This is a genomic window from Nocardia sp. NPDC058114, assembly GCF_042884695.1.
Classification (GTDB): Bacteria; Actinomycetota; Actinomycetes; order Mycobacteriales; family Mycobacteriaceae; genus Nocardia.
The window spans coordinates 17768-43748 of the sequence record NZ_JBHVTK010000009.1 but is presented as its reverse complement, the minus strand read 5'-3'; the positions used below and the strand labels follow the sequence as shown (position 1 = coordinate 43748).

Sequence of the window (25981 nt, the reverse complement as noted above, 5' to 3'; positions counted from 1 at the left end):
CCGGCTCTGGGTGGGCACCCCTGCGCTCACTCTTCGGCCATCGGGGGCAGCGCCTTGATGAAGGCGGGGTCGAAATCGACCACACCGACCTTGGTCGCGCCACCGGGGGATCCCAGCTCGTTGAAGAAGTCGACGTTGGCGTTGATGTAACCGCTCCACTGATCCGGAGTGTCGTCCTCGTAGAAGATCGCCTCCACGGGGCAGACCGGCTCACACGCACCACAGTCCACGCACTCGTCGGGTTGGATGTAGAGCATGCGACCACCCTCGTAGATGCAATCCACGGGGCATTCCTCGATGCACGCCTTGTCCTTCACGTCAACGCACGGTTCAGCGATGATGTACGGCACTGCCGTTCTCCTAGTCTGTCCTCACCTGCGGGGTTACTCCGCCCACGAAACACTATCCCGACCGCCCACATTACTCCCAGGTCAGCCTGCCCTAACTCACACTGACAATCATCCGATAGCCAATGGCAACGGTGCCGGTTTGGCCTCGACCACTCCGTAGGTGGTGGTGCGTTCGCGGACCGGACGGTCGATGCCCGCCGCGATCTCGGTGAGCTCGGCGACGGTTTTCGCCGAACCGTGCTGGGATCCGGCCATCCGGGAGATGGTCTCCTCCATCAGCGTGCCACCCAGATCGTTGGCGCCACCGGTGAGCATGGCCTGGGTACCGAGGGTACCCAGTTTCACCCAGCTGGTCTGGATGTTGTGGATGCGGCCGTGCAGCATGATCCGGGCCAGCGCGTGGACCGCGCGGTTGTCGCGGTTGGTGGGGCCGGGCCGGGCCGCGCCTGCGAGGTAGAGCGGTGCGCTCTGGTGGACGAACGGGAGCGGGACGAACTCGGTGAAGCCGCCCGTCTCGTCCTGGATGCCGCGCAGCACCCGCAGGTGGCCCACCCAGTGCTTCGGGTTGTCCACATGTCCGTACATCATCGTCGAACTCGACGGGATGCCCAGTTTGTGCGCGGTGGTGATGACCTCGATCCAGGCCGAGGTGGGGAGTTTGCCCTTGGTGAGCACCCAGCGGACCTCGTCGTCGAGGATTTCGGCGGCCGTTCCGGGGATCGAGCCCAATCCCGCTTCCTTCAGCGCCGACAGCCAGTCGTGGATGCTCTGGCCCCCGCGCGAGGCGCCGTTGACGATCTCCATCGGGCTGAACGCGTGGACGTGCATCGACGGCACCCGCGCCTTGATGGCGCGGACCAGGTCGGCGTAGCCGGTGACCGGGAGTTCGGGGTCGATGCCGCCCTGCATGCAGATCTCGGTGGCGCCGTCGACATGGGCCTCCCACGCGCGGTCGGCGACCTCGTCGGTACTGAGGGTGAAGGCGTCCGCGTCGCCCTTGCGCTGGGCGAAGGCGCAGAAGCGGCAGCCGGTGTAGCAGATATTGGTGAAGTTGATATTGCGGTTCACCACGTAGGTGACCTCGTTGCCGGAGACCTCGCGTCGCAACGAGTCGGCCAGTGCGGCAACAGCTTCCATGTTCGCGCCGTCGGCGGTGGCCAAGGCCAGGTACTGATCGTCGGTGAGACCCGCCGGGTCCTTCTCGGCGGCGCGCAGGGCGTCGAGCACCTCGGAATCGAGCCGCTCCGGCGCGACGACGGCCAGGTCGCGGGCATGTTCGCGAATCGTCTCCCAGTCGCCGAACGCGCCGACGACTTCCTGACCGAGCCCGGAATCGCTGCGGCTGTCGGTATTGCGTCCCTCGGTGTCGATGGCGGTGTTCAGGTCGACGCGGCCGACCGAATCCCATGACTCGTCGGGTTCCTGCCACGGCAGGCCGACCGGCACGGCCTCGGGCCTGGCCAGGCCCGTCGCGGGGTCGGTGAGCGCGTCGACGTGCGCGCCGATCCGGGGATCGATCCACGGATGGCCCGCGCGAACGTATTTCGGGTGCGCGGAGGTGCGCTCGACGAGGGTGAACCCGGCCGCCTCGGTGATCTCGCGCAGGGTGTCCAGGTTCGGCCACGGGCGTTCGGGGTTGACGTGGTCGACCGTCACCGGCGACACCCCACCCCAATCGTCGATGCCGGCGTCGATCAGCGCCCGGCAATCACTGTGCGACACCAGGTTCGGCGGGGCTTGCACCGGGACATCGGGGCCCAGCAGCAATCTCGTCACCGCGACGGTCGCCAGGAACTCCGCCACGCCGGCATCGGGAACATCGCGCATGGCGGTGTCGTCCTTGGCGCGGAAGTTCTGCACGATCACTTCCTGGATGTGCCCGAACTCCCTGTGCTGCTTGCGGATCGCCATGATCGACTCGGCGCGTTCGGTGAGATTCTCGCCGATGCCCACCAGGATGCCGGTGGTGTAGGGCACCGAGAGCCTGCCCGCGTCGGTGATCGAGCGCAGCCGGACCGCCGGATCCTTGTCGGGGCTGCCGTAGTGGCATTCGCCCTTGTCGGTGAACAGCCTGGTGGCGGTGGTTTCGAGCATCATGCCCATGGACTGGGCGACAGGCTTGAGGCGGGAGATCTCGTTCCAGCTCATCACGCCGGGGTTCAGATGCGGCAGCAGGCCGGTCTCCTCCAGCACGAGGATGGAGACGGCGCGCAGATAGTCGAGGGTGGAGTCGTAGCCGCGCTCGTCGAGCCACTGCGCGGCCTCCGGCCAGCGGTCCTCCGGCCGGTCGCCCAGGGTGAACAGCGCTTCCTTGCACCCCAGGGCGGCACCCTGACGGGCGATCTCGAGCACCTCGTCGGGTTCGAGGAACATGCCCTTGCCCTCGGCGCGCAGCTTGCCGGGCACGGTGACGAACGTGCAGTAATGGCACTTGTCCCGGCACAGCTTGGTGAGCGGGATGAACACATTGCGCGAATAGCTGATCGTGCGTGGGCGGCCCGCCGATTCCAGGCCCGCGTCGCGGACTCTGGCGGCGCTGGCGCACAGATCGGCGAGGTCGTCGCCGGTGGCATGCAGCAGGACGGTGGCCTCGTCGACGTTCAACGTGACGCCGTCGCGGGCTCGGCGCAGGGCCCGTCGCATCGCGGCGGGACTCGGCGGCGACATCGGAACGCTCGGCTTCGGAAGATCGGTCACCCCGTCGATCATGCGCTACTTCTTCCCCGGACGTGTGGTCGGTGAGGTCACGGGCCCACGGCGGGCGCGGCGTGGTCGTCCTTGTCCGACGACAACCTCCACCGTGACCACGCGTATTCCCGACGGGGTGAAACCGTCGCACGCGCATGGAACCATGGGCAGCATGTCACTGCCGCGTTCCACCATCCTGGCCGAACCGGCCTGGCGTCCGAGTGCCAAGGCCAAGCTGCTGTGGGCATTGGAGAACACGATCGGCGTGGTGGTGTTGTTCATCGCGCTCGGGGTGTGGGCGGTGCTCGACGGGGACCGTCGCGGCTGGCAGGTGCTCGCCGGGCTGGCGCTCGTGATGCTGGCGGTGCTCGCCGTCGTGGTGATCCCGGTGTGGCGCTACGCGGTGCATCGGTGGGAGGTGACCGATGAGGCCGTGTACACGCGGGTGGGGTGGCTGGATCAGGAGTCACGGGTCGCACCGATCTCGCGGGTGCAGACCGTGGACACCGAGCGTGGTCCGCTGGAACGGATCCTGGGGCTGGCGACGGTCACCGTGACCACCGCGTCGTCGGCCGGAGCGGTGAAGATCAGTGCGCTCGACCTGCCGGTGGCCGAGGAGACGGTGCTGCGGCTGACCGCGATCGCCGCGCAGCACCGCGGGGACGCGACGTGATCCAGCCTATCGAATGGCAGCGCCTCGACCCGCGCATGCTGCTGGTGTATCCGGTCAACGAGATCATGAAATACATTCCGGTGCTGCTCGGTTCGATCATCGTCGGCACGACCAGCGGCAATCCGCTGTGGAGTCTCATCCCGGTGGTGCTGGTCGCGGCGTTCGGTATCGCGCGCTGGTTCACCACGTCGTATCGGATCGACGCCGATCACGTGCAGCTGCGCAGTGGAATCGTGGCGCGCCGGACCTTGTCGGTGCCGAGGCCGCGCATCCGGTCGGTGGATGTGGAAGCCGATCTGCTGCACCGGGTGCTGGGGCTGGCGGTGCTGGCGATCGGCACCGGGAAGCAGACCGACAAGGGCGAGGAGTTCAAGCTCGACGCGCTCGATACGAGTCAGATCCCGGCGCTGCGGGCCGAATTGCTCTCCCACACCGGCCAACACGCGCCCGATCACGTCGACGCGGCCGGAGCGCCCCATATTTCGCGCCCTGACGCGCTCGCCGAGTCCGGGGTGGAGATCGGGCACTGGCGGGCGGCGTGGGTGCGCTACGCGCCGCTGTCGCTGACCGGACTGGCTGTCGTCGCGCCGATCGCGGGGCTCGGCGCGCAGTACGGGGTGATCGACGTGCTGTCGGAAAGCGCGGTCGTTCAACATCTCGACGACGACACCGCGGCGATCGTCACGATCACCATCGCGGGGTTGACCGTGCTGACGTTGGCGCTGGTGAGCCTCGCCGCGTGCGGCCAGTACCTCGCCACCTGGTTCGGCCTGCGCGTGCTCGACAACGGCACCACCCTGCACCTGCGCCACGGACTGTTCACCACCCGCCAGATCACCCTCGACCTCGCCCGCTTCCGTGGCGCCACCCTCAACGAACCGCTCCTGCTGCGCGCCGCCCGCGCCGCCCAGCTGGAAATGATCATGACCGGCGAGAACCCTCGCCAGAAGATCCTTCCCCAGGCGCCCCGCGTCGCCGTCGAACGCACCCTCGACGAACTACTCCGCAGCCGTCGCGGCCCGCAGTCGAAAGTATCGGCCGATTCGGCCACGCCACAACCGATCACCGGTTCCGCCCTGGGCACCGTCGACCTGCGCAGACACGGACCCGCCGCCCGCCGTCGCCGCTACACCCGCGCCGCGTGGCCCGTCGGGATCGTTGTCGTCGCCATGCTCGCCGTCGTGCTCACGGGTGGTCATCTGGCACCGTGGGCCTGGACCTTCCCGGTGGTCTTCGCCGTCGTCATGGCCCTGCTCGCCGAGGACCGCTATCGCGGCCTCGGCCACCGCGTGCTCCCCGGCACCACCGGCCCGACCTGGCTGATCACCCGCCGCGGCAGCCTCGACCGCAATCGGGACTGCCTCGAAGCTCCCGGCATCATCGGGTGGACTGTGCGGCAGACCTTCTGGCAGCGCCGCGCCGGACTCGCCACCGTCGTCGCGGCCACCGCCGCGGGCAAGAAGGCCTATCTGGTGGTCGACATCCCGATCGCTGCGGCCGCGGCGCTGATCGAAGAAGTGACCCCGGGCGGACTCGGCACACGCTGAAAGATCCGGCAAGACCCGCCGAGCCCGATAGCGACGCGGGCGACAGCGACGCGGCGTAGCGTTCGATTCGATCGCCGTGCCGCTGACGCTAGGGGTGATTCGTGCATTTCACCGAGGTTATCGAGAACGCGGGCAAAGTGCTGGACGCCGCGGGCGTCGCGGCTATCGTCATCGGCGCGCTCGTCGGCACGGTCCGCTTCCTGCGACAGCTGGCCGGGCACGAGGAGTTCGAGCTCGCCTACGGCACCTATCGGCGCGGGCTGGGCCGGGCGATCCTGCTCGGACTGGAATTCCTGGTGGCGGCCGACATCATCCGCACGGTGGCCATCGCGCCGACGTTCACCAGTGTGGGCGTGCTGGCCTTGATCGTGCTGGTGCGGACGTTCCTGAGCTACTCGCTCGAACTCGAGCTGACCGGCCGGTGGCCGTGGCAGAAGACGAAAGCTACCGGCTGACGTTCGACCGGTAGTACAGGTACCCCGCGGGCGCGAGCACACCGCAGGCGAACAGCAACAGGGTGCGGCCGTCGCTGCCGAGCATGATGTCACCGCCGGGGCCACGCGAGGCGCAGACCAGGAACCCGAACACCCACACCACGATCGGGGCGAAGGTGAAGCCGATCCGGTCGGTCACCGATTCCATGCCGTAGACCAGCGCGATGTTGATGGGTGCGGCGAACAGCGCCACCACCGGAAACGCCAGCGAGCCGATGTACAGGGGCAGGAACAGCACTTCGACGGCCAGGGTGATCAGCGCGTCGACCAGCAGCAGCACGACGATGAGCCCCGAGATCAGCGGATCCGCCACGCCGGAGATGCGTGCGGACCGCAGCACGGCGGTGGGCTGATCGCGATCGGTCACCATGCGCGTGAGTCTATTCGGCCGAAGCGGTCTGCTGTGCCGCCCGCGCCCGGGAGAACCGCCAGCCGATCAGCAGCGCGGGCCCGATCACCAGCAGGCTCGCCACCGTCCAGGTCCCGACCGGGCGGTCGATCGCCATCAGGACCAGCACCGTGCACAGGAAGGCCAGCGTGGCCCAGCCGGTGTACGGCGCGCCCATCATCCGGAACGCGGGCCGCTCGAGCTGCCCCCGCTTCCACAGGTGCCACATCCGCAGCTGACAGAGCACGATGGTGGCCCACGACGCCAGGATGCCCAGCGAGGCCACATTCAAGACGATCTCGAAGGCCTGATCCGGAACGAACCCGTTGAGCACCACCCCGAGCAGCGCGATGCCGAAGGTGAGCAGGATCCCGCCGTAGGGCACGCCGTGACTGCTCATCACCGAGGTGAACCGAGGGGCGCTACCGCGCATCGACATCGAACGCAGAATGCGCCCGGTCGAATACAGACCCGCGTTGAGACTGGAGAACGCCGCGGTGAGCACGACGATATTCATCAGCGAGCCGATGCCGGGCACGCCGAGCGCGGCGAAGAACGTGACGAACGGGCTCTCCCCCGCGTGATAGGACGTGTACGGCAGCAGGAGTCCGAGCAACAGCAGCGATCCGACGTAGAACACCGCGATCCGCAGGATCACCGAGTTGATCGCCCGCGGCATCAGCTTCTCGGGATCCTTGGTCTCCCCCGCCGCCGTACCGACCAATTCGACGGCGGCATAGGCGAAGACCACGCCCGAGGTGACCAGCACCAGCGGCAGGATGCCGGTCGGGAACATGCCACCGTGCTCGGAGATCATCGACGGGCCGGTCTGTTCGCCACGAATGGTGAAGCGCCCCAGCAGGAACACCGTGCCGATCACCAGGAAGGCACACAGCGCGGTCACCTTCACCAGCGCGGCCCAGAACTCCAGCTCACCGAATGCCTTGACGCTCACCAGGTTCACGATCAGCACGATCACCAAGGCGATCAGCGCCAGCACCCACTGCGGTACCGAGGTCATCGGCTGCCAGTAGTGGAAGTACAGCGCGATGGCCGTGGAGTCGGCGATGCCGGTCATCGACCAGTTCAGGAAATACATCCAGCCCGCGACGAAAGCGGCTTTCTCCCCGAGGAATTCGCGTGCGTAGGAGACGAACGAACCGGAGGTGGGGCGGTGCAGCACCAGCTCGCCCAGAGCGCGCAGGATGAAGAACACGAACACGCCGCAGACCGCGTAGACGACCCACAGCATGGGCCCCGCACTGGCCAGCCTGCCACCGGAACTCAGGAACAGGCCGGTGCCGATCGCGCCGCCGATCGCGATCATCATCAGCTGACGTCTGCCGAGGGACTTGTGATACCCGGCGTCCTCGGCGTCGAGATCCGGTCGATCACCCACAGCGGTCATGACACCCCACCCATCGTGTGAGAACACCCGAGAACGCGGACACCGGAACGGTACCGGCCCGCGCGCCGAGGCACGATGGCAACCCTGTGGCTAGCTACTCAATCGAGACCGGCGAACAGGTCGTGCTCGAACCCATCGGCACCGAGCTGGCCGCGAGTACCGCGCACCAGCCTGAAATGTTCCTCCGGCAGCACCGGCAGCGCGATGTTGTTCGACAGAGCGAATTCCCGGCCACTCGGCGCGACGGTGACCTGGGTGGCGTGCGCGCGCATGGCGGCACGCTTGGCCGAGACCGCGTCGGAGACGTCGACCACGGTGGTCACCCCGCTCGTCGACATGGCGGCCAGTTCCGCCTCGACGGGCAGACGCCAGCCCGGGGGCAGTGCACCGGGCAGTTCGTCGACGGTGCGGCGAGCCAGCGCGGCGGTGTGCTGGCGCAGCAGGTCGCCGTCGGTGACGGTCCAGTAGAACTTCGGGACGTCCCAGCCCTGTTCGGCAGCGGCCACGACCGCCGCGGTGGTGATCTCGTGCGCGCGAATGTGGTCGGGATGGCCGTAGCCGCCGCGCGGGTCGTAGGTGACGACGACCCGGGGTCGCAGTTCGAGAATCACCGCGACGAGCGCGTCGACGGCGGCGTCACCGGAATTCACGAAGGCCCGCGGGTTCGCCGCCGACGGCGTGCCCGCCATGCCGGAATCGCGCCACCGGCCGGGGCCGCCGAGGAACCACGGCTCGCCCGCGTCGAGGGCCGACAGCGCGGCGGTGAGTTCGCCGATGCGGTAGCCGCCGAGCTGGTCGGCTTCGGCGGCGATCAGGCGCGACCACCGTTCGCCGATGACCTCACCCTCCTCACCGAGCGTGCAGGTGACCACCGTCACCGGGACACCACGGCGGCGGTAGTGCGCGATAGTGCCGCCCGTGGTGAGGGTTTCGTCATCGGGGTGGGCGTGGACCAGGAGCAGGCCACCGGTCTCGGTCATGGGATCCTCCGCCACTGTGCCGTATCACCGAAGATGCCGACCTGGATGGCGCCCGACAGCGACACACCGTCGACGCGCGGACCGGCCGCCGCGACGACGTTGTCCTGCACGATCGGCAACACGGTCGCCAGTTCCCACAATCGTGGCTCGGATTCGGCCAGGATCCGCGGCACCTCGAACCCCCGCAGCGCTTCGTCGATCGAGGGTTGCAGAGTCGGATCGCACACACCGCCGATATTGCTGGGCGCCTTGCGGTACGCCTCGGCCGCGGCCAAGGCGGGACCTTCGGCGCCGGCCGGTTCGACGGGCGGACAGCCGTAGCGGGAGGCGAGCGCGGTGGCGGGGTCGCCGCCCGCGAGCTCCCAGCCGACGATGGCGTCGATCGAGGATTCGGTGAGGTCCTTGCCGTACAGCTCATCGGCGGCCAGGCCGCGAACGGTGGCATCGATACCGGCACTGCGCAATTGGTCGGCGGCGGTATTGGCGACGGCCAGCGCCGACGCGTCCTCGGTGACGGCGCCGATCCGCACCGACAGCCCCTTACCGTTGCGCGCCACCGAGCGCGGGCGCGGCGCGGGCGAGGTGGGCGAACCGGTCTGCTGTGCCTCCGGTGCGCGACCGAAGCCCGCCTCGGCCAGCAGTGCGAACGCTTCATCGGCGGTCATCCGCGGCGGCGCGGTGGGCACATAACCGGGACTCGACGGCGAAAGCACTTGTGCGCGTGCGGGTTCTACCCAACCACCGGTCTGCGCACCGACGGTCGCCAGCAGGGCGGGGTCGAGCAGCGCGAGCACGGCCTTGCGGACCCGGACATCGGCGAGATCGCCGGAACGGCCGTTGAGCGCGAGTTGCAGTTCGCGGGCCTGCGGCATGATCGTGGTCCGCACCGAGGGGATCGCGGCCAGTTGCGCCTGGGTCGCCACACCGCCGTGCACGAGCGCCATCTGCGCGTCGCCGGTGCGCAGCGATTCGGCCAGCTGCGAGGGTGTGCCGCCGCGACGGAACTGGATCTGATCCGGGGAGGCCGGGGTGCCCCAGAAGCGGTCGTTGCGTTCGAGCAGGATCTCGTCGCGTCCGCGATCGACCGATTTGATGGTGAAATTGCCGCCCGAGACCGGGATCTTGTCGACCAGCCCGCTGGTGAACCCACCCGGCGAGTCCTTCACCAGGTGCGAGGGCAGCAGATTCGAGAACAGTTCACGCCAGGCCGGGTAGGGCTGGGTCATGGTGACCGTCACCGTCTTGCCGCCACCCGAGGACGCCACATCGGAGATGAGCCGATAGCCGGCCGGGTCCACCACACCGGGCTGGCTGATCATCTGCTGCCAGAGGAACCGGAAGTCCTCGGCGGCGATCGGGGCGCCATCGGACCAATTGGCCTGATTACGCAGGGTGTAGGTGATGGTGAACGGCTCCTGGGCCGTCACATCGGCCGACACGATCAGCGAGGTATCGGGCACCCAGTCGACCAGACCGGGATGCACGGGACTCGGCGCGGCGCGGAACGGGCTGGGCAGCACCATCGAACTCACCGCGCTGGTCACCGGCGACTGATCCGAGCGCAGATGCGGGTTGAACCCGATCCCGATGTCGTCGATCGCGACGACGACGGTGTTCTTGCCCGGCTTGACCTGGGTGGTCTTGGGAGAGTCGGAGGACTCGATCGGCGGTGGCGGATTCGCCGTGCAACCGGCCACGACCGCCGTCGAGGCAATCATCGCCAGCACCATCGCGCGCCACCTTGCGCGCCGCCCCAGACTCACTCTGCGCACTCTACCCAACCCCGCTATCCACTGCCGGTCGCCCATTACAGGCCCACAAAACGGCGTCGGCCGGGTCCGTTTCCGGTACCCGGCCGACGCCGTTCGAAACTACTGCCGACTAGTTCGCGGCGGCCTTGTCGCGCGCCTTGCGACGCGACAGGTCGCGTGCCCGCTCGTTGGCGCCGAGGACGACCTTGCGCACGCGAACCACCTCGGGGGTGACCTCCACGCATTCGTCCTCGGTGCAGAACTCCATCGCCAGCTCGAGGTCGAGCTGCAGCGGCTTGGCCATGGTCTCGAAGGTGTCCGCGGTGGCGCTGCGCATGTTGGTCAGCTTCTTCTCGCGGGTCACGTTGATATCGAGATCCTCGGCACGCGGGTTGATGCCCACGACCATGCCCTCGTAGGTGTCGGCGCCCGGCTCGACGAAGAACTGACCACGGTCGGCCAGCTGGATCATCGCGAACGGGGTGACGGTGCCCGCGCGGTCGGAGACCAGCGAACCGGTGTGGCGGGCGCGGATCTCACCGGCCCACGGGGCGTAACCGTGGGCGACGGCGTTGGCGATGCCGGTGCCGCGGGTCTCGGTGAGGAACACGGTGCGGAAGCCGATCAGGCCACGCGAGGGGACGATGAACTCCATGCGCACCCAGCCGGCGGCGTGGTTGCTCATCTGCACCATCTTGCCCTTGCGGGCGGCCAGCAGCTGGGTGATCGCGCCCAGGTACTCGTCGGGGCAGTCGATGGTCAGCTCTTCGAACGGCTCGTGGGTCTTGCCGTCGACCTGCTTGGTGACCACCTGCGGCTTACCGACGGTGAGCTCGAAGCCCTCACGGCGCATCTGCTCGACCAGGATGGCCAGCGCCAGCTCACCACGACCCTGCACCTCCCAGGCGTCGGGACGGCCGATGTCGAGCACGCGCAGCGAGACGTTACCGATGAGCTCGGAATCCAGGCGCGACTTGAGCATGCGGGCGGTGAGCTTGTGGCCCTGCACCCGGCCGACCAGCGGCGAGGTGTTGGTGCCGATGACCACCGAGATGGCGGGCTCGTCGACGGTGATGCGCGGCAGCGCGACCGGGTTCTCCGGATCGGCGAGGGTGTCGCCGATCATGATGTCGGGGATACCGGCGATGGCGACGATGTCACCGGCCTCGGCGACCTCGCCGGGCTGACGCTCGACACCGATCGTCTGGAGCAGCTCGGTGATCTTGACCGTCTTGGCGCCATCGGCGTTGATCCAGGTGACGTTCTGACCCTTGCGCAGCTCGCCCGCGTAGATGCGGACCAGGGCCAGGCGGCCGAGGAACGCCGACGCGTCGAGGTTGGTGACGTGGGCCTGCAGCGGCGCGTCCTTGTTGCTCTTCGGCGCCGGGATGTAGTCCATCAGCACCTCGAACAGGGCATCGAGGTTCTCGGCGTCGGGTGCGGAACCGTTTTCCGGCTCGACCTTCGACGCCTTGCCCTCACGGCCCGAGGCGTAGAGAACCGGCAGATCCAGCGCCAGCTCGGCGGCTTCGGCGGCCTCGTCGTCGAGGTCGGAGGCCAGGTCGAGCAGCAAGTCGTGCGACTCGGAGACGACCTCGGCGATGCGGGCGTCCGGGCGGTCGGTCTTGTTGACGACCAGGATCACCGGCAGCTTCGCCGCCAGCGCCTTGCGCAGCACGAAACGGGTCTGGGGCAGCGGGCCCTCGGACGCGTCGACGAGCAGCACGACACCGTCGACCATGGACAGGCCGCGCTCGACCTCGCCACCGAAGTCGGCGTGGCCGGGGGTGTCGATCACATTGATGACGGTGACGGAACCGTCGGGGTTGTGGCGATGAACCGCGGTGTTCTTCGCGAGAATGGTGATGCCCTTCTCGCGCTCCAGATCACCGGAGTCCATGACTCGGTCGACCAGTTCGGCTCGCTCAGCGAACGCGCCCGACTGACGAAGCATGGCGTCCACCAGCGTCGTCTTGCCGTGGTCGACGTGGGCCACGATGGCGACGTTGCGAAAATCGCGTGAAGACGACACGCCTCAATCCTCCTGCTGTTGATGTATTTGGCGCGCATTCATCTGGCATCGCGGCCTGTTACACCCTACCGGTACCTTCGCCGCGACCTCGTGTCAGGCTTTGTACTTAGGTTACGCTAACTCCCATGGGCAAGGTGAAGGCGAAGAAGGTCTCGAGCCTGAAGCCGAAGAAAAAGTGCTGCAGGAAGAAGACGCGCTGCTTCAAATGCCCCGTCGTCATCATGCGAATGAAGAAGGCCGAGGCCGCCGGAACATGCGGTAAAGATCTCAAAAAGGCGTTGAAGCTGGCGCGTGCCAAGTAGGCGGAAGGGTACAACCGAAGTATGAGTACTCCGCTGCTCTCCGCCCCCGAACTCACCATCGCGCTGGCCACCCTGCCGGAGTGGTCACGCGAGGGTGACGCGATCACCCGCACGGTGCAGGCACCGAGTTTCCTCGCCGGCATCGAGACGGTACGCAAGGTCGCCACCGCGGCCGAGGCTGCCGATCATCATCCCGATATCGATATCCGTTGGCGCACACTGCGTTTCACGCTGAGTACGCACTCGGCGGGTGGGCTCACCGCGCTCGATACGGCGATGGCGCACACCATCGACGACCTCGTCGGCTGAGCGTCAGCTCGCGGGCACCTCGGCCGTGCGACGGCCGGGGAGTTGAGCGCGCAAGCTCTCGCGACCGCGCCAGATCAGCCAGCCGAGCAGCACGAACACGCCGATCACGTCGACCGCGCCGAGCCAGGCCAGCGGCCACGGGCGCGGGATGGTCCAGATCGTCGGCTGCGCGAACGAGAGCACCCACGGCACACCCACCAACATCGTCAGCACCCAGAACCCGGCGATGATCCGCGCGACCCGCTCGTCGCGCAGCGGCCCGTAGAGCAGCCACAGCGCGGTCGGGATCAGCCAGACCCAGTGGTGCGACCAGGAGATGGGCGAGATCATCAGCCCGAACAGCTGCACCAGCACCAGGGTGCCGAGCCGGTCGTCGGGGCCGAGGGTTCGCCACGCGCAGAACGCCAGCACCGCCGTGACCGCGACCGCGGCCAGCCACCACGGCCCGGACTGCACGTCGTAACCCAGGATGCGGCTCAGCGCGCCGCGCAGCGACTGGTTCCACACCGAGCCCACGGGGCCGATCCGGTCCGCGTCGCCCAGGAGAGTGCCGAAATAGCGCTTCGCCTCGTGGGCATTGATGAGAAAGCTCACAGCGACGGTCAGCCCGAAGGCCCCCGCCGACCACAGCACCGTCGCCCAGCGCCGCCGCGCCACGAAGTACAGACCGGTGATGGCCGGGGTCAGCTTGATGCCGGCGATCACGCCGACGAGGGTGCCCGAGATCCACCACCGCGCACTGCGGACGGCCAGCATCGCGCCGAGCACCAGGAACACATTGACCTGGCCGTAGTCGATCGTTGTTCGCACCGGCTCCAGCCAGACGCCGAGCGCGGTCCAGCCGACGGCCGCGGTGATCCACGGCGTCTGCTTCGCCTTCGCCGCGCCGAGGAGCAGTTCGAAACTGATCCGGATCACGCCGTAGAGCGCGGCCACCGTGGCCAGCATCCAGCCGACCGCCACCAGTGTGAACGGCAGATAGTGCAGCGGGAAGAACACCAGCGCCGCGAACGGTGGATAGGTGAACGGCAGCGGGAAGTCCGGCGTCACCTCGGAGTAGGTGAAGTCGTAGAGCCGATCGGTGAGCAGCGAGGCCGAGCCGTCGACGTACACGTGCAGATCGACGACATTGAGCCCGTTCGGGGCGAAGAGCATCCAGGCCAGCCTGGCGAGCACGGACAGTCCGAGCAGCGCGAGAGCCCATCGGAGGTGTCGGTTCAAGGCCAGGCTTTCGGTCGGATGGGTGGCGTCGCGCGCCATTTCGCGGTGCTCCGCTACTTTAACCAGGCGCCCGCGCGCCACCGGCGGCCACCGGCCACCCCGACACCATGGATAACATTTGCATCAACATCCCCAGGTGTAACACCGGTCAGGGCTAGCGTCGATGAACATGGTTCGGGCCGGTGATCCGCTCAGGGCCCGGCGGCTGTACAACACGGCAGCGTTGTCCTTAGAGTGACCCCCGACATGTTGGGGTCGACAACCCTCGCCCATCGCAAAACCGAGGTAAGGACGGCTAGACAAGTGCTTCGTAGCCGAGGATCGCGGATCGCAACGACCGCTCTCGCCATCGCGGCAGGCGCCATGCTCGCCGCGCCTGCTTCTATCGCCGCGCCCGCGCCAGCCCCACAGGCGGCGCCGATCAGCGTCCCGATGGTGCCGGAAGGCGTCCCTGTCGACGCGCTAGCCGCCTTCGCCCCCGCCGTGGCGGGCCTGGTCGCAGGCCCCGCCGACGTCGCCAGCCCGCAGACCGCCCTGCTCGATCAGGCACGCGTACTGCTGGCCACGCTGAATCTGCCACCCGCCATCAAGGCCACCCTCGAGCGGATCATCACCTTCCTCGACGGCAGCGGCGGCGGCGGTCCCGAGCTCCCGCAGGACGGCCCGGCCATCGCGCAGTTCCTGTACCCGACGATCGGCAAGGGCTGCATCGGCGACGGCGCCGATTCGGTCGGCACCGCGCTCGCGGTCGCCGGTCCGGCGCAGCTGCCCCCGCCCGGACCCGCCGCCGGACAGGCCGGTTTCGTGTTCACCGCGCTCGGTACCAAGGCCCCGACCGGCGAGCAGAACCCGCCGATGACGGTGCAGTGGCTCAACCTCGATACCCGTCAGTCCGCGATCCAGACGCTGACCGACGAGGCCAAGATCAACCCCGGCGGTCCGGCCACCCTGTCGGCCATCGCCAACACCGGCCACGGCCGCGTGGTCGCGGTGATCTCGGGTTCGCTCACCACCGCCGCCGAGGGCGCCGCACCGCGCACCTGCACGTTCATGCCGACCCTTGGCTTCTTCACCGTCTGAGATGCTCTCCCGCCTCCCCGCGACTTCAGGCCGGACCTGAGTCGCGGGGAGGTTTGCGTTCGGCGGCCAGACCATGGTTGTCCTGCTTGCGTTGCTATGTGCTCGCGCAGGGTTCCCGCCGGCTGAGCGGTGTGGTAGACCGGGATCCATGGCGACCACGCACGGTTCTTCCCGGAATGTTCGGTCGATTCGGAGCAGCCGCTCGATTCTGTCGTATCGATCCGAGGGGTCGATCCTGTCGATCGGATCGGCCTATTCGGTGTTGTCGATCGGCAGTGTCGGATCGGTGCTGTCGATCGGCTCGATCGGGTCGTTCGGGTCCGCGATCTCCTCGCTGTCGTTCGCCAGCGTCGGGTCGGCGCTGTCGGGTCTGTCGCGGTGGTCACTGATGTCGTGGCGCGGGGTGCTCGCCGAGCCCGAGATACGGTCAGCGTTGCGCGTGACGCCCGACGACGAGCCCGATATCCGGCGCGGAGCGACCTGCCACTGCCAGACCTAGCTCACCACTGGCCGTAGTCCTCGGCCAGCACCCGGTTCAGGTCGACGCCGATGCCGTCGATCGAGCGTTTGTCGATCTCGAATTGGTGCAGATGCGCGGAGTCGTGCACGAATCCGCGCTCGGTGCCCCAGTTGTGTTGCCAGAACCAGGAACCCAGGCCCGCGTCGAGTGCGCGGTCGATGGTCGGCGCGTTGGCGTAGATGCCGACGAGGTCGGGTCCGAGCACCGACTGCCAGCCCTCGATATAGGGCGCGATCATCTCCTCGAAGTCCTCGTCCGAGGGGTTGTCGTCGATGGAGGCGTAGATCGGCGCGTTGTCGGGTCCGCCCGCGGCGGTGTGGATGGCCCAACCGCGTTCGGCGTGTTCCTTGCCCGCTTCGAGGCCACCGCGCCAGTCGGCCGTCGGGCCCTTGCCGAACTGGTAGTTCGACACGATCGACAGGCCGTGCGTCCACAGGTCTTCGACCTCGGCGGCGAGCAGCGGTTTACCTTCCATCCACTCCGCGCCGGGCCTGCGCTCGGAGACGTAGCGGATGACGCCGATATGTCCTTCGGCCGCGATCGACGCGGCGGAGGGGACCCCCGCGGCGTAGTCGACCATGGTGCCGAAGGATTGGGCCCGGGCGGGTGCGGCGGCGAGGCCGGCACCGATCGTGGCCGCGGCGGCAGCCAAGCCGAAGAACTTCCGCCGGGTCACCGGAACAGAACGCATCGCAGGACTCCTTCGCGCAACCCGACTTCAACCGGTAAGCGAACCCGGCGCGCCTTCCCCGAATGTCGCGCGCCGGGGGTCTAGAACGTGCGACTCATTGCACCACAACCCCAGGGGAACCGCCAGAACCAATGGCAACATTCGCCCCACGAGTCACAGGAGTCAGGCCGCGCCGTCGATCGCCGCGCCCACATCGATGGTGCGTCCGGTCGGATCGGCCAGTTCGGTGCTGACCACCGCGACGACCTGTGCCATCACCTGCTTCTTGATCCCGGCCAATCGGCCGAGGGTGGCCGCCCGCAGGCCCTTCGCGGTGAACTCCATCGAGATGTCCTCGAGCGCGGGCGGCGGCACCTCGATCACGATCTGGAGCGGCTCGGCGGCCCGTGCCGTGAGAACGAGCGGGATCTCCAGGTCGGCACGGTAGTGGTTGGCCTTGAGCACGTCGACGGTGATATCGAGCCCCACCGGCAGCGTCATATCGAAGATCCGCAGGTCACCCGGCTCACCGAGGCCACGGTCGATCACCCGTGGCTGCTCGATCGCCCCGCGCACGGTCACCGTGGCCGCGCCGCGCGGGCCCTCGGACAACGGTCCCACCTCGATCGCGCTGCCCGCGAGCTGACCGACCACGCCGTGCACACGATCCCTGGTGACGATGGTGGTGAAGAAGCGCAGCCCGAACTCGCGGTAGTCGATCCAGTCGAAAACGGTGTCGTTGCGATGCGGTGAGCGGTAGCCGTCCAGGATCGCCTCGATGTCGAAGACGCGCTCCGAACGGACCTTCGGATCGCCCACGATGGTGTTGACCCGGTTGGCGACCTCGCGCTGCACCAGGCCCGCGATCGGGTCGAGCAGCATTTCCCACGCACCGTCGATGGCCTCGGCACGCAAGGTGAAGCTGACATCCTTGGCCGTCACCGGGGCGACATCGATCACGACCAGCAGCGGAGCGGCGGTGCGGGCGTGCAGCGTGAGCCCGATCTCCACCACGGCTGCCAGGCGCAGTTTGCGTCCGCCGAGAACCAGGTTCACGGCCAGGGTCAGCGGGATCCGCACACCGAAGCTCAGCGCGTCACCGGGTGTGCGGGTGACCACGGGGGTGCCCAGCGTGCCCTCGGCGACGAAACCGGCCAATCCCGCGGGCCCGAGCGAGAACGGCCCGATCTTCACGCCACGCCCGGTCATCCCCGACACGGCGGCGGCGATGCGCTCCTCGGTCACCGCGTACGTGACGAACCGTTCGCCGAAATCGGCGTACTCGATCCACATCGGGTCACGACGTGGCTCTTCGTCCACCTTCACACGCACATCGAACACGGTACGTGACGTCGGCGAACCCGCTGCTGGTGGCACAACTCCCCCGTCCTGCCGATGAGGGGGAAGCAGGACGGAGGAGCCGGCGACGGCGCTGCCGGGCGCCGCGAGTTCCATGGTACGGGTATCAGCGTGGTACCGCCGTCCAGGATCCTCGCAGTTGTCTTGAGCGCCAATCGATTTCAGAATCGCCCGTAACCGACCAGATCTGCGGTTTCGGCCGGGGTGATGGTGCGTACCCGAACCCCGCCCAGCTCGTTGCCGCCGATGGTGGTGATCGTGTCCCCCTCCGCCTTCAGCACGATGTTGGTGTGCTGACCGAGCGGACTGTCGGGACCGTAGAGCACCACGTCGCCGGTGCGTGGCCGGTAGCCGACGTCGGGGCGGGTGAATCGGCCGACCCGCTGGTAGTACTCCTGCAGCGTGTACACGCCGGGGATGCGCCAGGAACCGGAGTTCGGGTTCGCCAGCGGCCTGCCCGCCTCGCGCATCGTCCAGCTCACGAAGTCGGCGCACCAGGCCTCCTGGACGCCCTCGGCGTACTTCGGGCCGTCGCCGGGCTGCTCGTATTCGCGGCGCAACACATCCACGAGCACGATCTGCTGCTCGTCGAGACGTTCGCTGTCGAGCGCGGGGAACTGATCACCCCAATCGTGCTGCCACCACACCAGTCCGACAGCGACGACCGTCGCCGCCGCCAGCATCCCGGAGATGCCGGCGATCCAGGACGTGCGCCGTCCAGGTCGTTCGGCTCGAATCTGCGTCATCGCCCCCCGCTCTCGTTCATCCTTCTGACCTATTGGACGAATCACGAGCGCTTTCGGTTCCCGCTCACGCGTGTTTTCCGAAGCGGACGGGCGACCACCGGATGGACCCCTGCGCCACCCGGGTATCAGCCCGGCAATCGCTCTCGGCGCGCACGAGGCGAGCGCGCGCGCCGTCCCCTCCGGCGACAATCGTCCGCGCAGGGGTGGTGTCGAACACTTCCGCTCCGGAACACACTGGCCCGACCAGCACAAAGGCCGAAAATCGTCCTGGGCGCGGCGACCGGGCAGCCAGGCGGTCTCCCGCTCGGCTGACATGAGTGTCAGCGAAACCTTTACCCTCGGTCAAGCTAGACGACTGTCCCAATTTGTACCGGCGACCGAAACAGGAGTGCATTGTGGAAGACCCGAACGCGTCGATATCGCGGTACCTGCGCGAACGCCGCGAATCGTCGGGCCTGACCAGGTCGGCGCTCGGCGAGGCGGCAGGCATCTCGCCCGCTCTCATCCAGAAGATCGAACAGGGTACCCGCACACCGACATTGGAGGCGCTCACCGCGCTGTTCGACGCGCTCGACGTACCCGAAGTGTTCCGCGACCATCTGGTCTCGCTGTCGGTGGCCCCTCGCTACGACTCGCCACCGTCGCTGGTCCGCCCGGCCGACCAGGTGCTGATCGACGGGATCACCCATCCGGCCAGCCTGCAACTACATCCGGTCTTCGAGGTCCTGGCCACCAATGCCGCGTGGCGACTCGTCTTCCCCGGCCTGGAAACGGGCGAGTCGATGCTCGAGTGGATGCTCCTCGATCCGCGCGCCAAGGCGGCCCTGGTCGACTGGGAGCAGCAAGTGCACATGTGCGTCTACGGGTTTCGCGTGATGGGGCCGGGATTGGCGGCGCGGGCACGGATCGCCGAGATCGTCGGCACGTGCGCGCAGGCTCCCGAGTGGGAGAAGTTCTGGACCACCGAGCCCCCGGCCGCGCACGGACCCGACGGCCCGGTGGTGCAGCTGCGCGATCCGCACACCGGCGCGGCGATGCCGATGGCGGTGCACTCCCTCGGCGCCGCCCTGGTGCCGCGCCGGGACTGGTCGCTGGTGGTGTACTCGCCGATCGCGGACTGACTCAGCCGGCTTTCTTCTTGCCCATCGGGATGCACATGGTCAAAGCGATCGCCGCGACCGCACCCGCCATCGCAATGAAGAACGCGGTGTGGAACGCCGACCGGGTCGGCACCAGGTGCGGGCCCAGCTGCATGGTCATATGGGCGAGCACGACACCCATCACCGCCGCCGAGGTCGAGGTGCCGATGGAACGCATCAGCGAGTTGAGGCCGTTGGCGGCGCCGGTCTCGCTCAGCGGCACCGCACCCATGATCAGCGCGGGCATGGCCGCGTACGCCAGGCCGACACCGCCCGCGACGATGACCGCCGACAGGATGATCTGCCACACGGTGTCCATCATCACGACCGCGCACAGGTAGCCGACAGCGATCACGGCCGAGCCGAGCGCCAGCGTGAACTTCGGGCCCTTCTTCGCCGTCAGGCGCGCCGACACCGGCGAGAGCAGCATCATCACCAGACCGGTCGGCGCCATCACCAGTCCCGCGACCACCATCGACAGCCCGAAACCGTAACCGGTCTGCTCGGGCGCCATGAGCAGCTGCGGGAACGTCAGTGACATGCCGTAGAGCGAGAAGCCCACCGCGATCGAGGCCATATTGGTGAACAGCACCCGTGGGCGGGCCGAGACCCGCAGGTCGACGAGCGGCGCGGTGCGGCGCAGTTCATAGGCGCCCCAGCCGAGGAAACTCACCAGCGACAGAGCGAACAGCGCGAGGATCGAGCCGCTGGCCCAGCCCCAGTCGGCGCCCTTGGTGATGCCGATCAGCAACGTGAGCAGGGCGATCGAGAGGCCGATCGCACCAGCGAAGTCGAAGCGTGAGGGCGTGCGCACCGGCGATTCCGGCACGAACACCACAACCAGCACCGCGCACACCACACCGAGTCCGGCCGCGGTCCAGAACAGCATGTGCCAGTTCGCGTTCTGCGCGATCAGCGCCGAGAACGGCAGGCCGACGGCACCGCCGACACCGAGGGTCGCGCTCATCACCGCCATCGCGCCGCCGACCTTCTCGGGCGGGAGTTCGTCGCGCATGATGCTGATCCCCAGCGGGATCGCGCCCACCGCGATGCCCTGCAGCGACCGGCCGATCACCTCGGGCAGCAGCGAGCTCGCGGTCGCGCAGACCACCGAGCCGACGATCATGAACCCGAGATTGGTGACGAGAATGCGGCGCTTACCGAACATGTCGCCGAGTCGTCCGGCGATCGGCGTCGACACCGCGCCGGCCAGCAGGGTGGCGGTGACCACCCAGGAGGCATTGGACGCCGACGTGTTCAGCAGGGTCGGCAGCGACGGGATGATCGGGATGACCAGCGTCTGCATGAGCGAGACGACGATGCCGACCGTACTGAGCACCGCGATCAGTACGGCCGGGGCCGGACGTCGGGTTTCGGGGATGGCCGGTGCGGCCTCGGCAGTTACAGACACGAAATTGCACAGTACACAGCATGTGCATAGTACACAATTTGGTGCCGGGGTGACCCACACGACATAGTTGGCACATGCCCGATTCCGGCCCCGCCGACGACACCCCCTTCACCCGCCTGGTGTTCGAGCTGAACCTGATCTCGCGGCACTTCCCCACCACCACCCGCAGACGCCCCGGTTTCCTGCTCGACCGATCGGCGTTCCTCATCCTGACCCGGCTCGATCTCGGCGAACCGCTGAGCCTGCGCGAGTTGTCGGAGTCCTTCCAGCTCGACATCTCCACCATCAACCGCCAGGTCGGCGCGATGTTGAAGCAGGAACTGGTGCAACGAGTTCCCGATCCCGACGGCGGTGTCGCCCGCAAGATCAAGATGACCGCCGACGGGAAGGCCGCGCTCGAAGCCGATCGACGGCACCGCAGCAGCGATATCGGCAAGGTCGTCGCCGACTGGAACGCCGACGATGTCACCGAGCTCAGCAGGCTGATGCGCAAGTTCAACCGGTCGGTCGAACAGCTGGAGGAAAACCCGTGGCCCAGACCGCCGCACAGCGACAGCTGAGCGCGCTAGGCTGCCCGGCGTGGTCACTCACCGGTCTACCCGCCCGAGCTGGCTTTCCTGGGACAACTACTTCGTCGGCGTCGGCGGACTGGTCCTCGGCCTGTGCTTCGGTGTCTGCGCCGCGCTGATCGCCGGGCCAGGACACAATCTCGCGGCGATCGTCCTCGTCGCGCTCGCCGTGCTCTGCGTCCTGCCCGCGCTGCTGCGCGCCCTCGGCGAACTCAGTGTGTGGGTACGCCTGGCGATCCTGCTGATCGGCTTCGCGCTGCTGCTACCCGCGATTCTGCTCAGCGGCGAGGTGCGCGACTGGGCAGCGGAGCGCTGGGAAAAAGCCTGGAACTAACTGTTGCGCAGCGGGACCGAGAGCAGCATGCGCAGGGTGTTGTGGATGAACTGCGTCGACTGCCAGGTGAGGTAGGAAGCGACCGCCGGATCGACCGCACCCGACCCGGAAGCCGAACCCGAGGCCAGGTTCGCGGAACCACTGGCCGAACCGGATGCCGAGCCCGAACCCGGAAGTGCCGCAGCGGTTCCCGCCGAACCGAGCAGTCCGATCAGCACCGTCGCTCCCACCACTGCGACTCGAACGGCATACGGCTTGGACGTTTCACGACCGGACAACATCAGATGAATCCCACTCTGTCGAAAAGCATTGCGAATGCCCAGTATTCACACCAGAACTCACCGCCAAACCTAATTCGCCGGATTGCCCCGATGTCAGGTTCGCGCGGTGAGTTCGTCGGTATGCCCGACCCCGGATTTATGGTGCGCCACAGCAGGTGGGAACGCCAGACCACGATTATCGGGGCATAACGAACAGACCGGCCGGGTTCACCTCGTCATCGTGGCCCGGCCTCGGAGATTCGAGTGCTATCGCCTCGACCACCGGCGTGCGGGAGCTGCGATCTCCTCACGCTCCCGTGCGGCGGTGGCCAATTCCGAACCGCGTTCGCGAGCCGTATCCACCAGATACGTGCCTCGTTCGCGCGCGGCTTCGGCCAGCTCGGGACCCTTCTCCTTGGCGACGTCGGCGATCTGGGCACCGCGGGTGCGCGCCGCCTCGGCCACCTCGGGACCTCGATCCTTGGCCACCTCGACCAGGTGCGCGCCACGGCTGCGCACGGCCTCGGCCACCTCGGGGCCACGATCCTTGGCCACCTCGACCAGATGGGCGCTGCGGCTGCGCACCGCGTCGGCCAGCTGCGGCCCACGTTCCCGGGCGATCTCGGCCAGCGCGGTGCCTCGCTCGTTCGCGACCTCCGCCAGATGCGCGCCCTGCTCGTGGGCGACGTCGGCGAGGTGCGCGCCCCGAACCTTGGCCGCGGCGGCGATGGCAGCGCCCTCGGCCGCGATGCGGGGCTCCTCACGCGAGAACGCTCGCCGGGCCCGCCAGCCCAGCGACGGCTTGCCCTCGGTGTCGGCCGCCGCGATCATCAGCCCGCCGAGCAACCCGAGGTCCTTCAAGAACCCCACCCGCTTGGCTGCCCTGCGGTCGGGGTCGTTCTCGGCCCAGAAGTCCTGCTCGGTGACGGTTCCCGGCACCACGGTCGCGGCGAGCACCAGGGCCGCGGGCCGCGGCGCGCGTCCGCTGGCCAGCAACAACCCACCGACCACCTGCGCCGCGGAGTTCACGCGGACGAATTGACTCGGATCGTCGGGCACCCGTGCCGCGAGTGCGTCGGGCAGGCCGGTCCTGCCCTTGTCGGCCAGCGCGTTGGCGGCGGCGGCGCGGGGCTTCTGATTCATCAACCCGTTCACTCCGGCGGCCACGAACGTGGTCCCCAGCAGTGCGCGAGCAATGCGTCGAACAGGCTTGATCGGCATCGTCGATCCCTTCGTGTCTACGACTGGGAAAACGGCTCCCTACATTCGACTACCCGGGTCTTCCCATCACAAACGATGGACGAAACCGGGCATGCCCTGTTCAGTGACTAGCGTCGACCGGGTGCCCGACAACACCGTCCAAGCCGCCTACACCGCCATCCACACCCTCTACATCGATCTGTTCGGCTCCCCTTCCGACCTCCCCCCCGACGACGCGGCCTTCGCCCTCACCCACCTGGCCCCGGGCCCCGTCCTCGACCTCGGCTGCGGCCCCGGCCACTTCACGAAGTTCCTCACCGACGCCGGCGTCCCCGCCACCGGCATAGACCTGGTCCCCGAATTCATCGCCTACGCGCGGGCGGCCTACCCGGACATCGCGTTCGAACTCGGCTCGATCCGTTCCCTCGATGCGCCCACCGCGTCCGTCCCCGGCATTCTCGCCTGGTTCTCGCTCATCCACATGCCCCCTGCGGAACTCCCCACCGTGCTGGCGGAATTCCACCGGGTGCTCACCCCGAACGGCCGCCTGGTGATCGGCTTCTTCGAGTCCACCGACACCGTCGAACCCTTCCCCCACAAAGTCACCACCGCCTACCGTTACCCCACCGACCAGCTCGCCGAAGTCCTGCGCGCGGCCGGATTCACCGAGGTCGACCGCCTCCACCACCCCGCAGTGGGAGACGTCCGGCCCCACTCCGCGCTGGCGGTCGTCAAGTCGTGAAACCACGACGCCGTCACCTGGCTGACACGGATCGCCATTCTTGACTAAATTTTCAGTCAGGATGTACGGTTCTCGACAGCGGAAAGGAGAACCCGATGCGACGACGTACGTTCGTCCAGGCCACGATGGCCGCGTTCAGCGTGCTGGTGGCGGGCTGCGACGACAGCGCAGACAGCGACGACAGGACCTGGCTCATGCCCGAGGAGGGGCAGCCGCACCAGCGCACCTGGATGGCGTTCGTGGCCGACGAGCAGATCTGGGGCGCGAAGCTGGTGCCGGAGGTCCAGCGCAACCTGGCCACCATCGCCACCACGATCGCCCGCTTCGAACCGGTCTCGATGCTGGTGCGCCCCGGCGATCTGGCACGGGCGCAGAGCCTGATCGGTAACGCGAACGTGGAGCTGATCACCACCGACCTCGACGACCTGTGGATGCGCGACACCGGCCCGGTGTTCGTGCGGAGCGGCAATGCCAGGGCCGGTGTGGATTTCAACTTCAACGGCTGGGGTGAGAAGCAGGATTACCGCGCCGATAGCAAGGTGGCGCAGTTCGTCACCGGCCGCGCGGGCGTCGAGACTCTGCACACCGATCTGGTACTCGAAGGCGGCGCGCTCGAGGTCGACGGAGAGGGCACGGCGATCATCACCGAGAGCTGCGTACTCAACAACAATCGCAACCCCGGCTGGAAGAAGGCCGATGTCGAAGAGGAACTCGACTACCTGCTCGGTATCGAGAAGGTGATCTGGCTGCCCGGCATCGCGGGCGCGGACATCACCGACGGGCACACAGATTTCTACGCCCGCTTCGCCGGTCCCGGCGTGGTCGTCGCCGGGCTCGACAACGACCCGGATTCCTTCGACTACGACGTCACCCGTCGCCACCTCGACATCCTGCGCTCGGCGACCGACGCGCACGGTCGCGCGCTGCGAGTCGAGGTGCTCGAGGGTCCGGCCACGGTGCGCGAGCAGTTCGCGGACGACGATTTCGCCGCGGGCTACATCAACTTCTACGTCTGCAACGGTGCCGTCGTCGGCCCCGAATTCGGTGATCCGGCGACCGATGCCGCCACCAAATCCACCCTGGAGCGGCTGTTTCCCGGCCGGGAGGTGGTGCAGATCAACATCGATGGCATCGCCGCTGGTGGCGGCGGTATCCACTGCACCACCCAGCAGGAACCCGCCGGCTGAGCCCGGCAGCGGCACCACCGCCGCGATCACGTGCGCCTACTGTGAGGAATCGTGTCGGACCGTCGTACCCAGATCATGGAAGCCGCCGTCCGCGTCATCGCCGAGGACGGCGTACGCGGCCTGCGCGTCGAGAAGCTCGCCGCGGCGGCCGAAGTGTCCACCGCGTTGATCTACTACCACTTCAAGGATCGCGCGGGCATCCTGCGCGCCGCGCTCGAACACATCAACCACCGCGCCCAGACCTACACGGACGCCGCCGATGCGACCGATCCGCGCGCGCAGGTCGAGCACATGCTGCTGCTCGAACTCCAAGACACCGACCGAGTCCGCGAAACCAGCGTCGCCTGGGGCGAACTGCGCGCCAGCGCGGTCTTCCACCCCGACCTGCGCGCGCCCCTGTGCGCCACCACCGAAGCCTGGAACGCCGACGTGGAAACCCTCATCCGCCGGGCCCAGCAATCCGGCACAGTCGCGGCCACCGTCGACGCCGGCATCACCGCGGAACGCCTCACCACACTGGTGGAAGGCCTCAGCGAACGCTGGCACAGCGGCTCGCTGCCCCTCCCCCGAGCTCGCCAGCTCCTCACCAGCGCAATAGAACTCGAACTCGACAGGGCTTAG

General features: G+C 67.9%; 27 protein-coding genes. 13 read left to right on the top strand and 14 right to left on the bottom strand.

Annotated features, from left to right (window positions below):
• Positions 1 to 26: 26 nt before the first annotated feature.
• Positions 27 to 350, bottom strand: a complete 324-nt coding sequence (gene fdxA, locus ACFVVI_RS27735; RefSeq protein WP_056813450.1) for a ferredoxin — start codon at positions 348 to 350, stop codon at positions 27 to 29.
• A 108-nt stretch (positions 351 to 458) separates the two neighbouring features.
• Positions 459 to 3059: a bifunctional FO biosynthesis protein CofGH gene (locus ACFVVI_RS27730; RefSeq protein ID WP_378993339.1), complete on the bottom strand. Its 2601-nt coding sequence runs from the start codon at positions 3057 to 3059 to the stop codon at positions 459 to 461.
• Between the two features lie 151 nt (positions 3060 to 3210).
• On the opposite strand from ACFVVI_RS27730, the gene ACFVVI_RS27725 reads away from it, so the two are divergent.
• From ACFVVI_RS27725 to ACFVVI_RS27715, 3 genes are all read left to right on the top strand, one after another.
• Entirely contained in the window at positions 3211 to 3711 is a 501-nt protein-coding gene (locus ACFVVI_RS27725; RefSeq protein WP_387447487.1) for a PH domain-containing protein, read from the top strand.
• Between the two features lie 35 nt (positions 3712 to 3746).
• Positions 3747 to 5258 (top strand): PH domain-containing protein, encoded by a 1512-nt coding sequence (locus ACFVVI_RS27720; protein ID WP_387447569.1) that lies wholly within the window; start codon positions 3747 to 3749, stop codon positions 5256 to 5258.
• 101 nt (positions 5259 to 5359) lie between these two features.
• Complete coding sequence (locus ACFVVI_RS27715) at positions 5360 to 5713, top strand: DUF1622 domain-containing protein (RefSeq protein WP_378993335.1); 354 nt, start codon at positions 5360 to 5362, stop codon at positions 5711 to 5713.
• Here the strand turns inward: ACFVVI_RS27715 and ACFVVI_RS27710 are convergent.
• The 5 genes from ACFVVI_RS27710 to typA all read right to left on the bottom strand — a co-directional run bounded on the left by ACFVVI_RS27710 (position 5703) and on the right by typA (position 12311).
• Positions 5703 to 6122 (bottom strand): hypothetical protein, encoded by a 420-nt coding sequence (locus ACFVVI_RS27710; RefSeq protein ID WP_378993334.1) that lies wholly within the window; start codon positions 6120 to 6122, stop codon positions 5703 to 5705. The two genes, ACFVVI_RS27715 and ACFVVI_RS27710, sit on opposite strands and share 11 nt — an antisense overlap.
• A 10-nt stretch (positions 6123 to 6132) precedes the next feature.
• The gene (locus ACFVVI_RS27705) at positions 6133 to 7548 is read right to left on the bottom strand and encodes an amino acid permease (RefSeq protein ID WP_387447486.1); all 1416 of its coding nucleotides are present in this window, start codon (positions 7546 to 7548) and stop codon (positions 6133 to 6135) included.
• Positions 7549 to 7646: 98 nt separating this feature from the next.
• Entirely contained in the window at positions 7647 to 8528 is an 882-nt protein-coding gene (mshB, locus tag ACFVVI_RS27700; protein ID WP_387447485.1) for an N-acetyl-1-D-myo-inositol-2-amino-2-deoxy-alpha-D-glucopyranoside deacetylase, read from the bottom strand.
• Positions 8525 to 10258 (bottom strand): ABC transporter family substrate-binding protein, encoded by a 1734-nt coding sequence (locus ACFVVI_RS27695; protein ID WP_387447484.1) that lies wholly within the window; start codon positions 10256 to 10258, stop codon positions 8525 to 8527. Before ACFVVI_RS27695 ends, mshB begins: the two co-directional genes overlap by 4 nt.
• A gap of 151 nt (positions 10259 to 10409) precedes the next feature.
• Entirely contained in the window at positions 10410 to 12311 is a 1902-nt protein-coding gene (typA, locus tag ACFVVI_RS27690; protein WP_379298002.1) for a translational GTPase TypA, read from the bottom strand.
• A 125-nt stretch (positions 12312 to 12436) separates the two neighbouring features.
• Between typA and ACFVVI_RS27685 the strand changes: the two genes are divergently transcribed.
• The gene (locus tag ACFVVI_RS27685; protein WP_194826542.1) at positions 12437 to 12613 is read left to right on the top strand and encodes a hypothetical protein; all 177 of its coding nucleotides are present in this window, start codon (positions 12437 to 12439) and stop codon (positions 12611 to 12613) included.
• Between the two features lie 21 nt (positions 12614 to 12634).
• Entirely contained in the window at positions 12635 to 12922 is a 288-nt protein-coding gene (locus ACFVVI_RS27680; protein WP_301903181.1) for a 4a-hydroxytetrahydrobiopterin dehydratase, read from the top strand.
• A 3-nt stretch (positions 12923 to 12925) separates the two neighbouring features.
• Here the strand turns inward: ACFVVI_RS27680 and ACFVVI_RS27675 are convergent, their stop codons facing one another.
• Positions 12926 to 14182 carry a mannosyltransferase gene (locus tag ACFVVI_RS27675; RefSeq protein ID WP_387447483.1) on the bottom strand — a complete coding sequence of 419 codons (1257 nt, stop codon included), beginning with the start codon at positions 14180 to 14182 and terminating at the stop codon, positions 12926 to 12928.
• A gap of 264 nt (positions 14183 to 14446) precedes the next feature.
• Between ACFVVI_RS27675 and ACFVVI_RS27670 the strand changes: the two genes are divergently transcribed.
• Together ACFVVI_RS27670 and ACFVVI_RS27665 are read left to right on the top strand one after the other, a co-directional pair.
• The gene (locus ACFVVI_RS27670; RefSeq protein WP_378638191.1) at positions 14447 to 15223 is read left to right on the top strand and encodes a hypothetical protein; all 777 of its coding nucleotides are present in this window, start codon (positions 14447 to 14449) and stop codon (positions 15221 to 15223) included.
• A 148-nt stretch (positions 15224 to 15371) separates the two neighbouring features.
• Positions 15372 to 15722, top strand: coding sequence for a hypothetical protein (locus ACFVVI_RS27665; RefSeq protein ID WP_387447482.1), 351 nt, complete (start codon positions 15372 to 15374; stop codon positions 15720 to 15722).
• Between the two features lies 1 nt (position 15723).
• Here ACFVVI_RS27665 and ACFVVI_RS27660 read toward each other — a convergent pair whose 3' ends face one another.
• The 3 genes from ACFVVI_RS27660 to ACFVVI_RS27650 form a co-directional block, all read right to left on the bottom strand.
• Positions 15724 to 16434 (bottom strand): DUF1906 domain-containing protein, encoded by a 711-nt coding sequence (locus ACFVVI_RS27660; RefSeq protein ID WP_387447481.1) that lies wholly within the window; start codon positions 16432 to 16434, stop codon positions 15724 to 15726.
• Between the two features lie 162 nt (positions 16435 to 16596).
• On the bottom strand, positions 16597 to 17745 hold the full coding sequence (locus ACFVVI_RS27655; protein WP_378996540.1) for a hypothetical protein: 1149 nt from the start codon (positions 17743 to 17745) through the stop codon (positions 16597 to 16599).
• Positions 17746 to 17933: 188 nt separating this feature from the next.
• Complete coding sequence (locus ACFVVI_RS27650; RefSeq protein WP_379314415.1) at positions 17934 to 18518, bottom strand: CHAP domain-containing protein; 585 nt, start codon at positions 18516 to 18518, stop codon at positions 17934 to 17936.
• Positions 18519 to 18913: 395 nt separating this feature from the next.
• Between ACFVVI_RS27650 and ACFVVI_RS27645 the strand changes: the two genes are divergently transcribed.
• The gene (locus ACFVVI_RS27645; RefSeq protein WP_387447480.1) at positions 18914 to 19639 is read left to right on the top strand and encodes a helix-turn-helix domain-containing protein; all 726 of its coding nucleotides are present in this window, start codon (positions 18914 to 18916) and stop codon (positions 19637 to 19639) included.
• Between the two features lies 1 nt (position 19640).
• Here ACFVVI_RS27645 and ACFVVI_RS27640 read toward each other — a convergent pair whose 3' ends face one another.
• The gene (locus ACFVVI_RS27640; RefSeq protein WP_387447479.1) at positions 19641 to 21068 is read right to left on the bottom strand and encodes an MFS transporter; all 1428 of its coding nucleotides are present in this window, start codon (positions 21066 to 21068) and stop codon (positions 19641 to 19643) included.
• 74 nt (positions 21069 to 21142) lie between these two features.
• Here ACFVVI_RS27640 and ACFVVI_RS27635 point away from each other — a divergent pair, with 74 nt between their 5' ends.
• Both ACFVVI_RS27635 and ACFVVI_RS27630 read left to right on the top strand, forming a co-directional pair.
• Positions 21143 to 21628, top strand: a complete 486-nt coding sequence (locus ACFVVI_RS27635; protein ID WP_379314417.1) for a MarR family winged helix-turn-helix transcriptional regulator — start codon at positions 21143 to 21145, stop codon at positions 21626 to 21628.
• Positions 21629 to 21647: 19 nt separating this feature from the next.
• Positions 21648 to 21971: a hypothetical protein gene (locus tag ACFVVI_RS27630; RefSeq protein WP_378996551.1), complete on the top strand. Its 324-nt coding sequence runs from the start codon at positions 21648 to 21650 to the stop codon at positions 21969 to 21971.
• Here the strand turns inward: ACFVVI_RS27630 and ACFVVI_RS27625 are convergent.
• The gene (locus ACFVVI_RS27625; RefSeq protein ID WP_387447478.1) at positions 21968 to 22201 is read right to left on the bottom strand and encodes a hypothetical protein; all 234 of its coding nucleotides are present in this window, start codon (positions 22199 to 22201) and stop codon (positions 21968 to 21970) included. The two genes, ACFVVI_RS27630 and ACFVVI_RS27625, sit on opposite strands and share 4 nt — an antisense overlap.
• A gap of 297 nt (positions 22202 to 22498) precedes the next feature.
• A complete protein-coding gene (locus tag ACFVVI_RS27620) occupies positions 22499 to 23452 on the bottom strand; it encodes a DoxX family protein (RefSeq protein ID WP_379314487.1) in 954 nt (317 codons plus the stop codon).
• Between the two features lie 121 nt (positions 23453 to 23573).
• On the opposite strand from ACFVVI_RS27620, the gene ACFVVI_RS27615 reads away from it, so the two are divergent.
• The 3 genes from ACFVVI_RS27615 to ACFVVI_RS27605 all read left to right on the top strand — a co-directional run bounded on the left by ACFVVI_RS27615 (position 23574) and on the right by ACFVVI_RS27605 (position 25981).
• Positions 23574 to 24173: a class I SAM-dependent methyltransferase gene (locus ACFVVI_RS27615; protein WP_378996557.1), complete on the top strand. Its 600-nt coding sequence runs from the start codon at positions 23574 to 23576 to the stop codon at positions 24171 to 24173.
• A 95-nt stretch (positions 24174 to 24268) separates the two neighbouring features.
• Positions 24269 to 25360, top strand: a complete 1092-nt coding sequence (locus ACFVVI_RS27610; protein WP_378996559.1) for an agmatine/peptidylarginine deiminase — start codon at positions 24269 to 24271, stop codon at positions 25358 to 25360.
• 51 nt (positions 25361 to 25411) lie between these two features.
• Positions 25412 to 25981, top strand: a complete 570-nt coding sequence (locus tag ACFVVI_RS27605; protein WP_387447477.1) for a TetR/AcrR family transcriptional regulator — start codon at positions 25412 to 25414, stop codon at positions 25979 to 25981.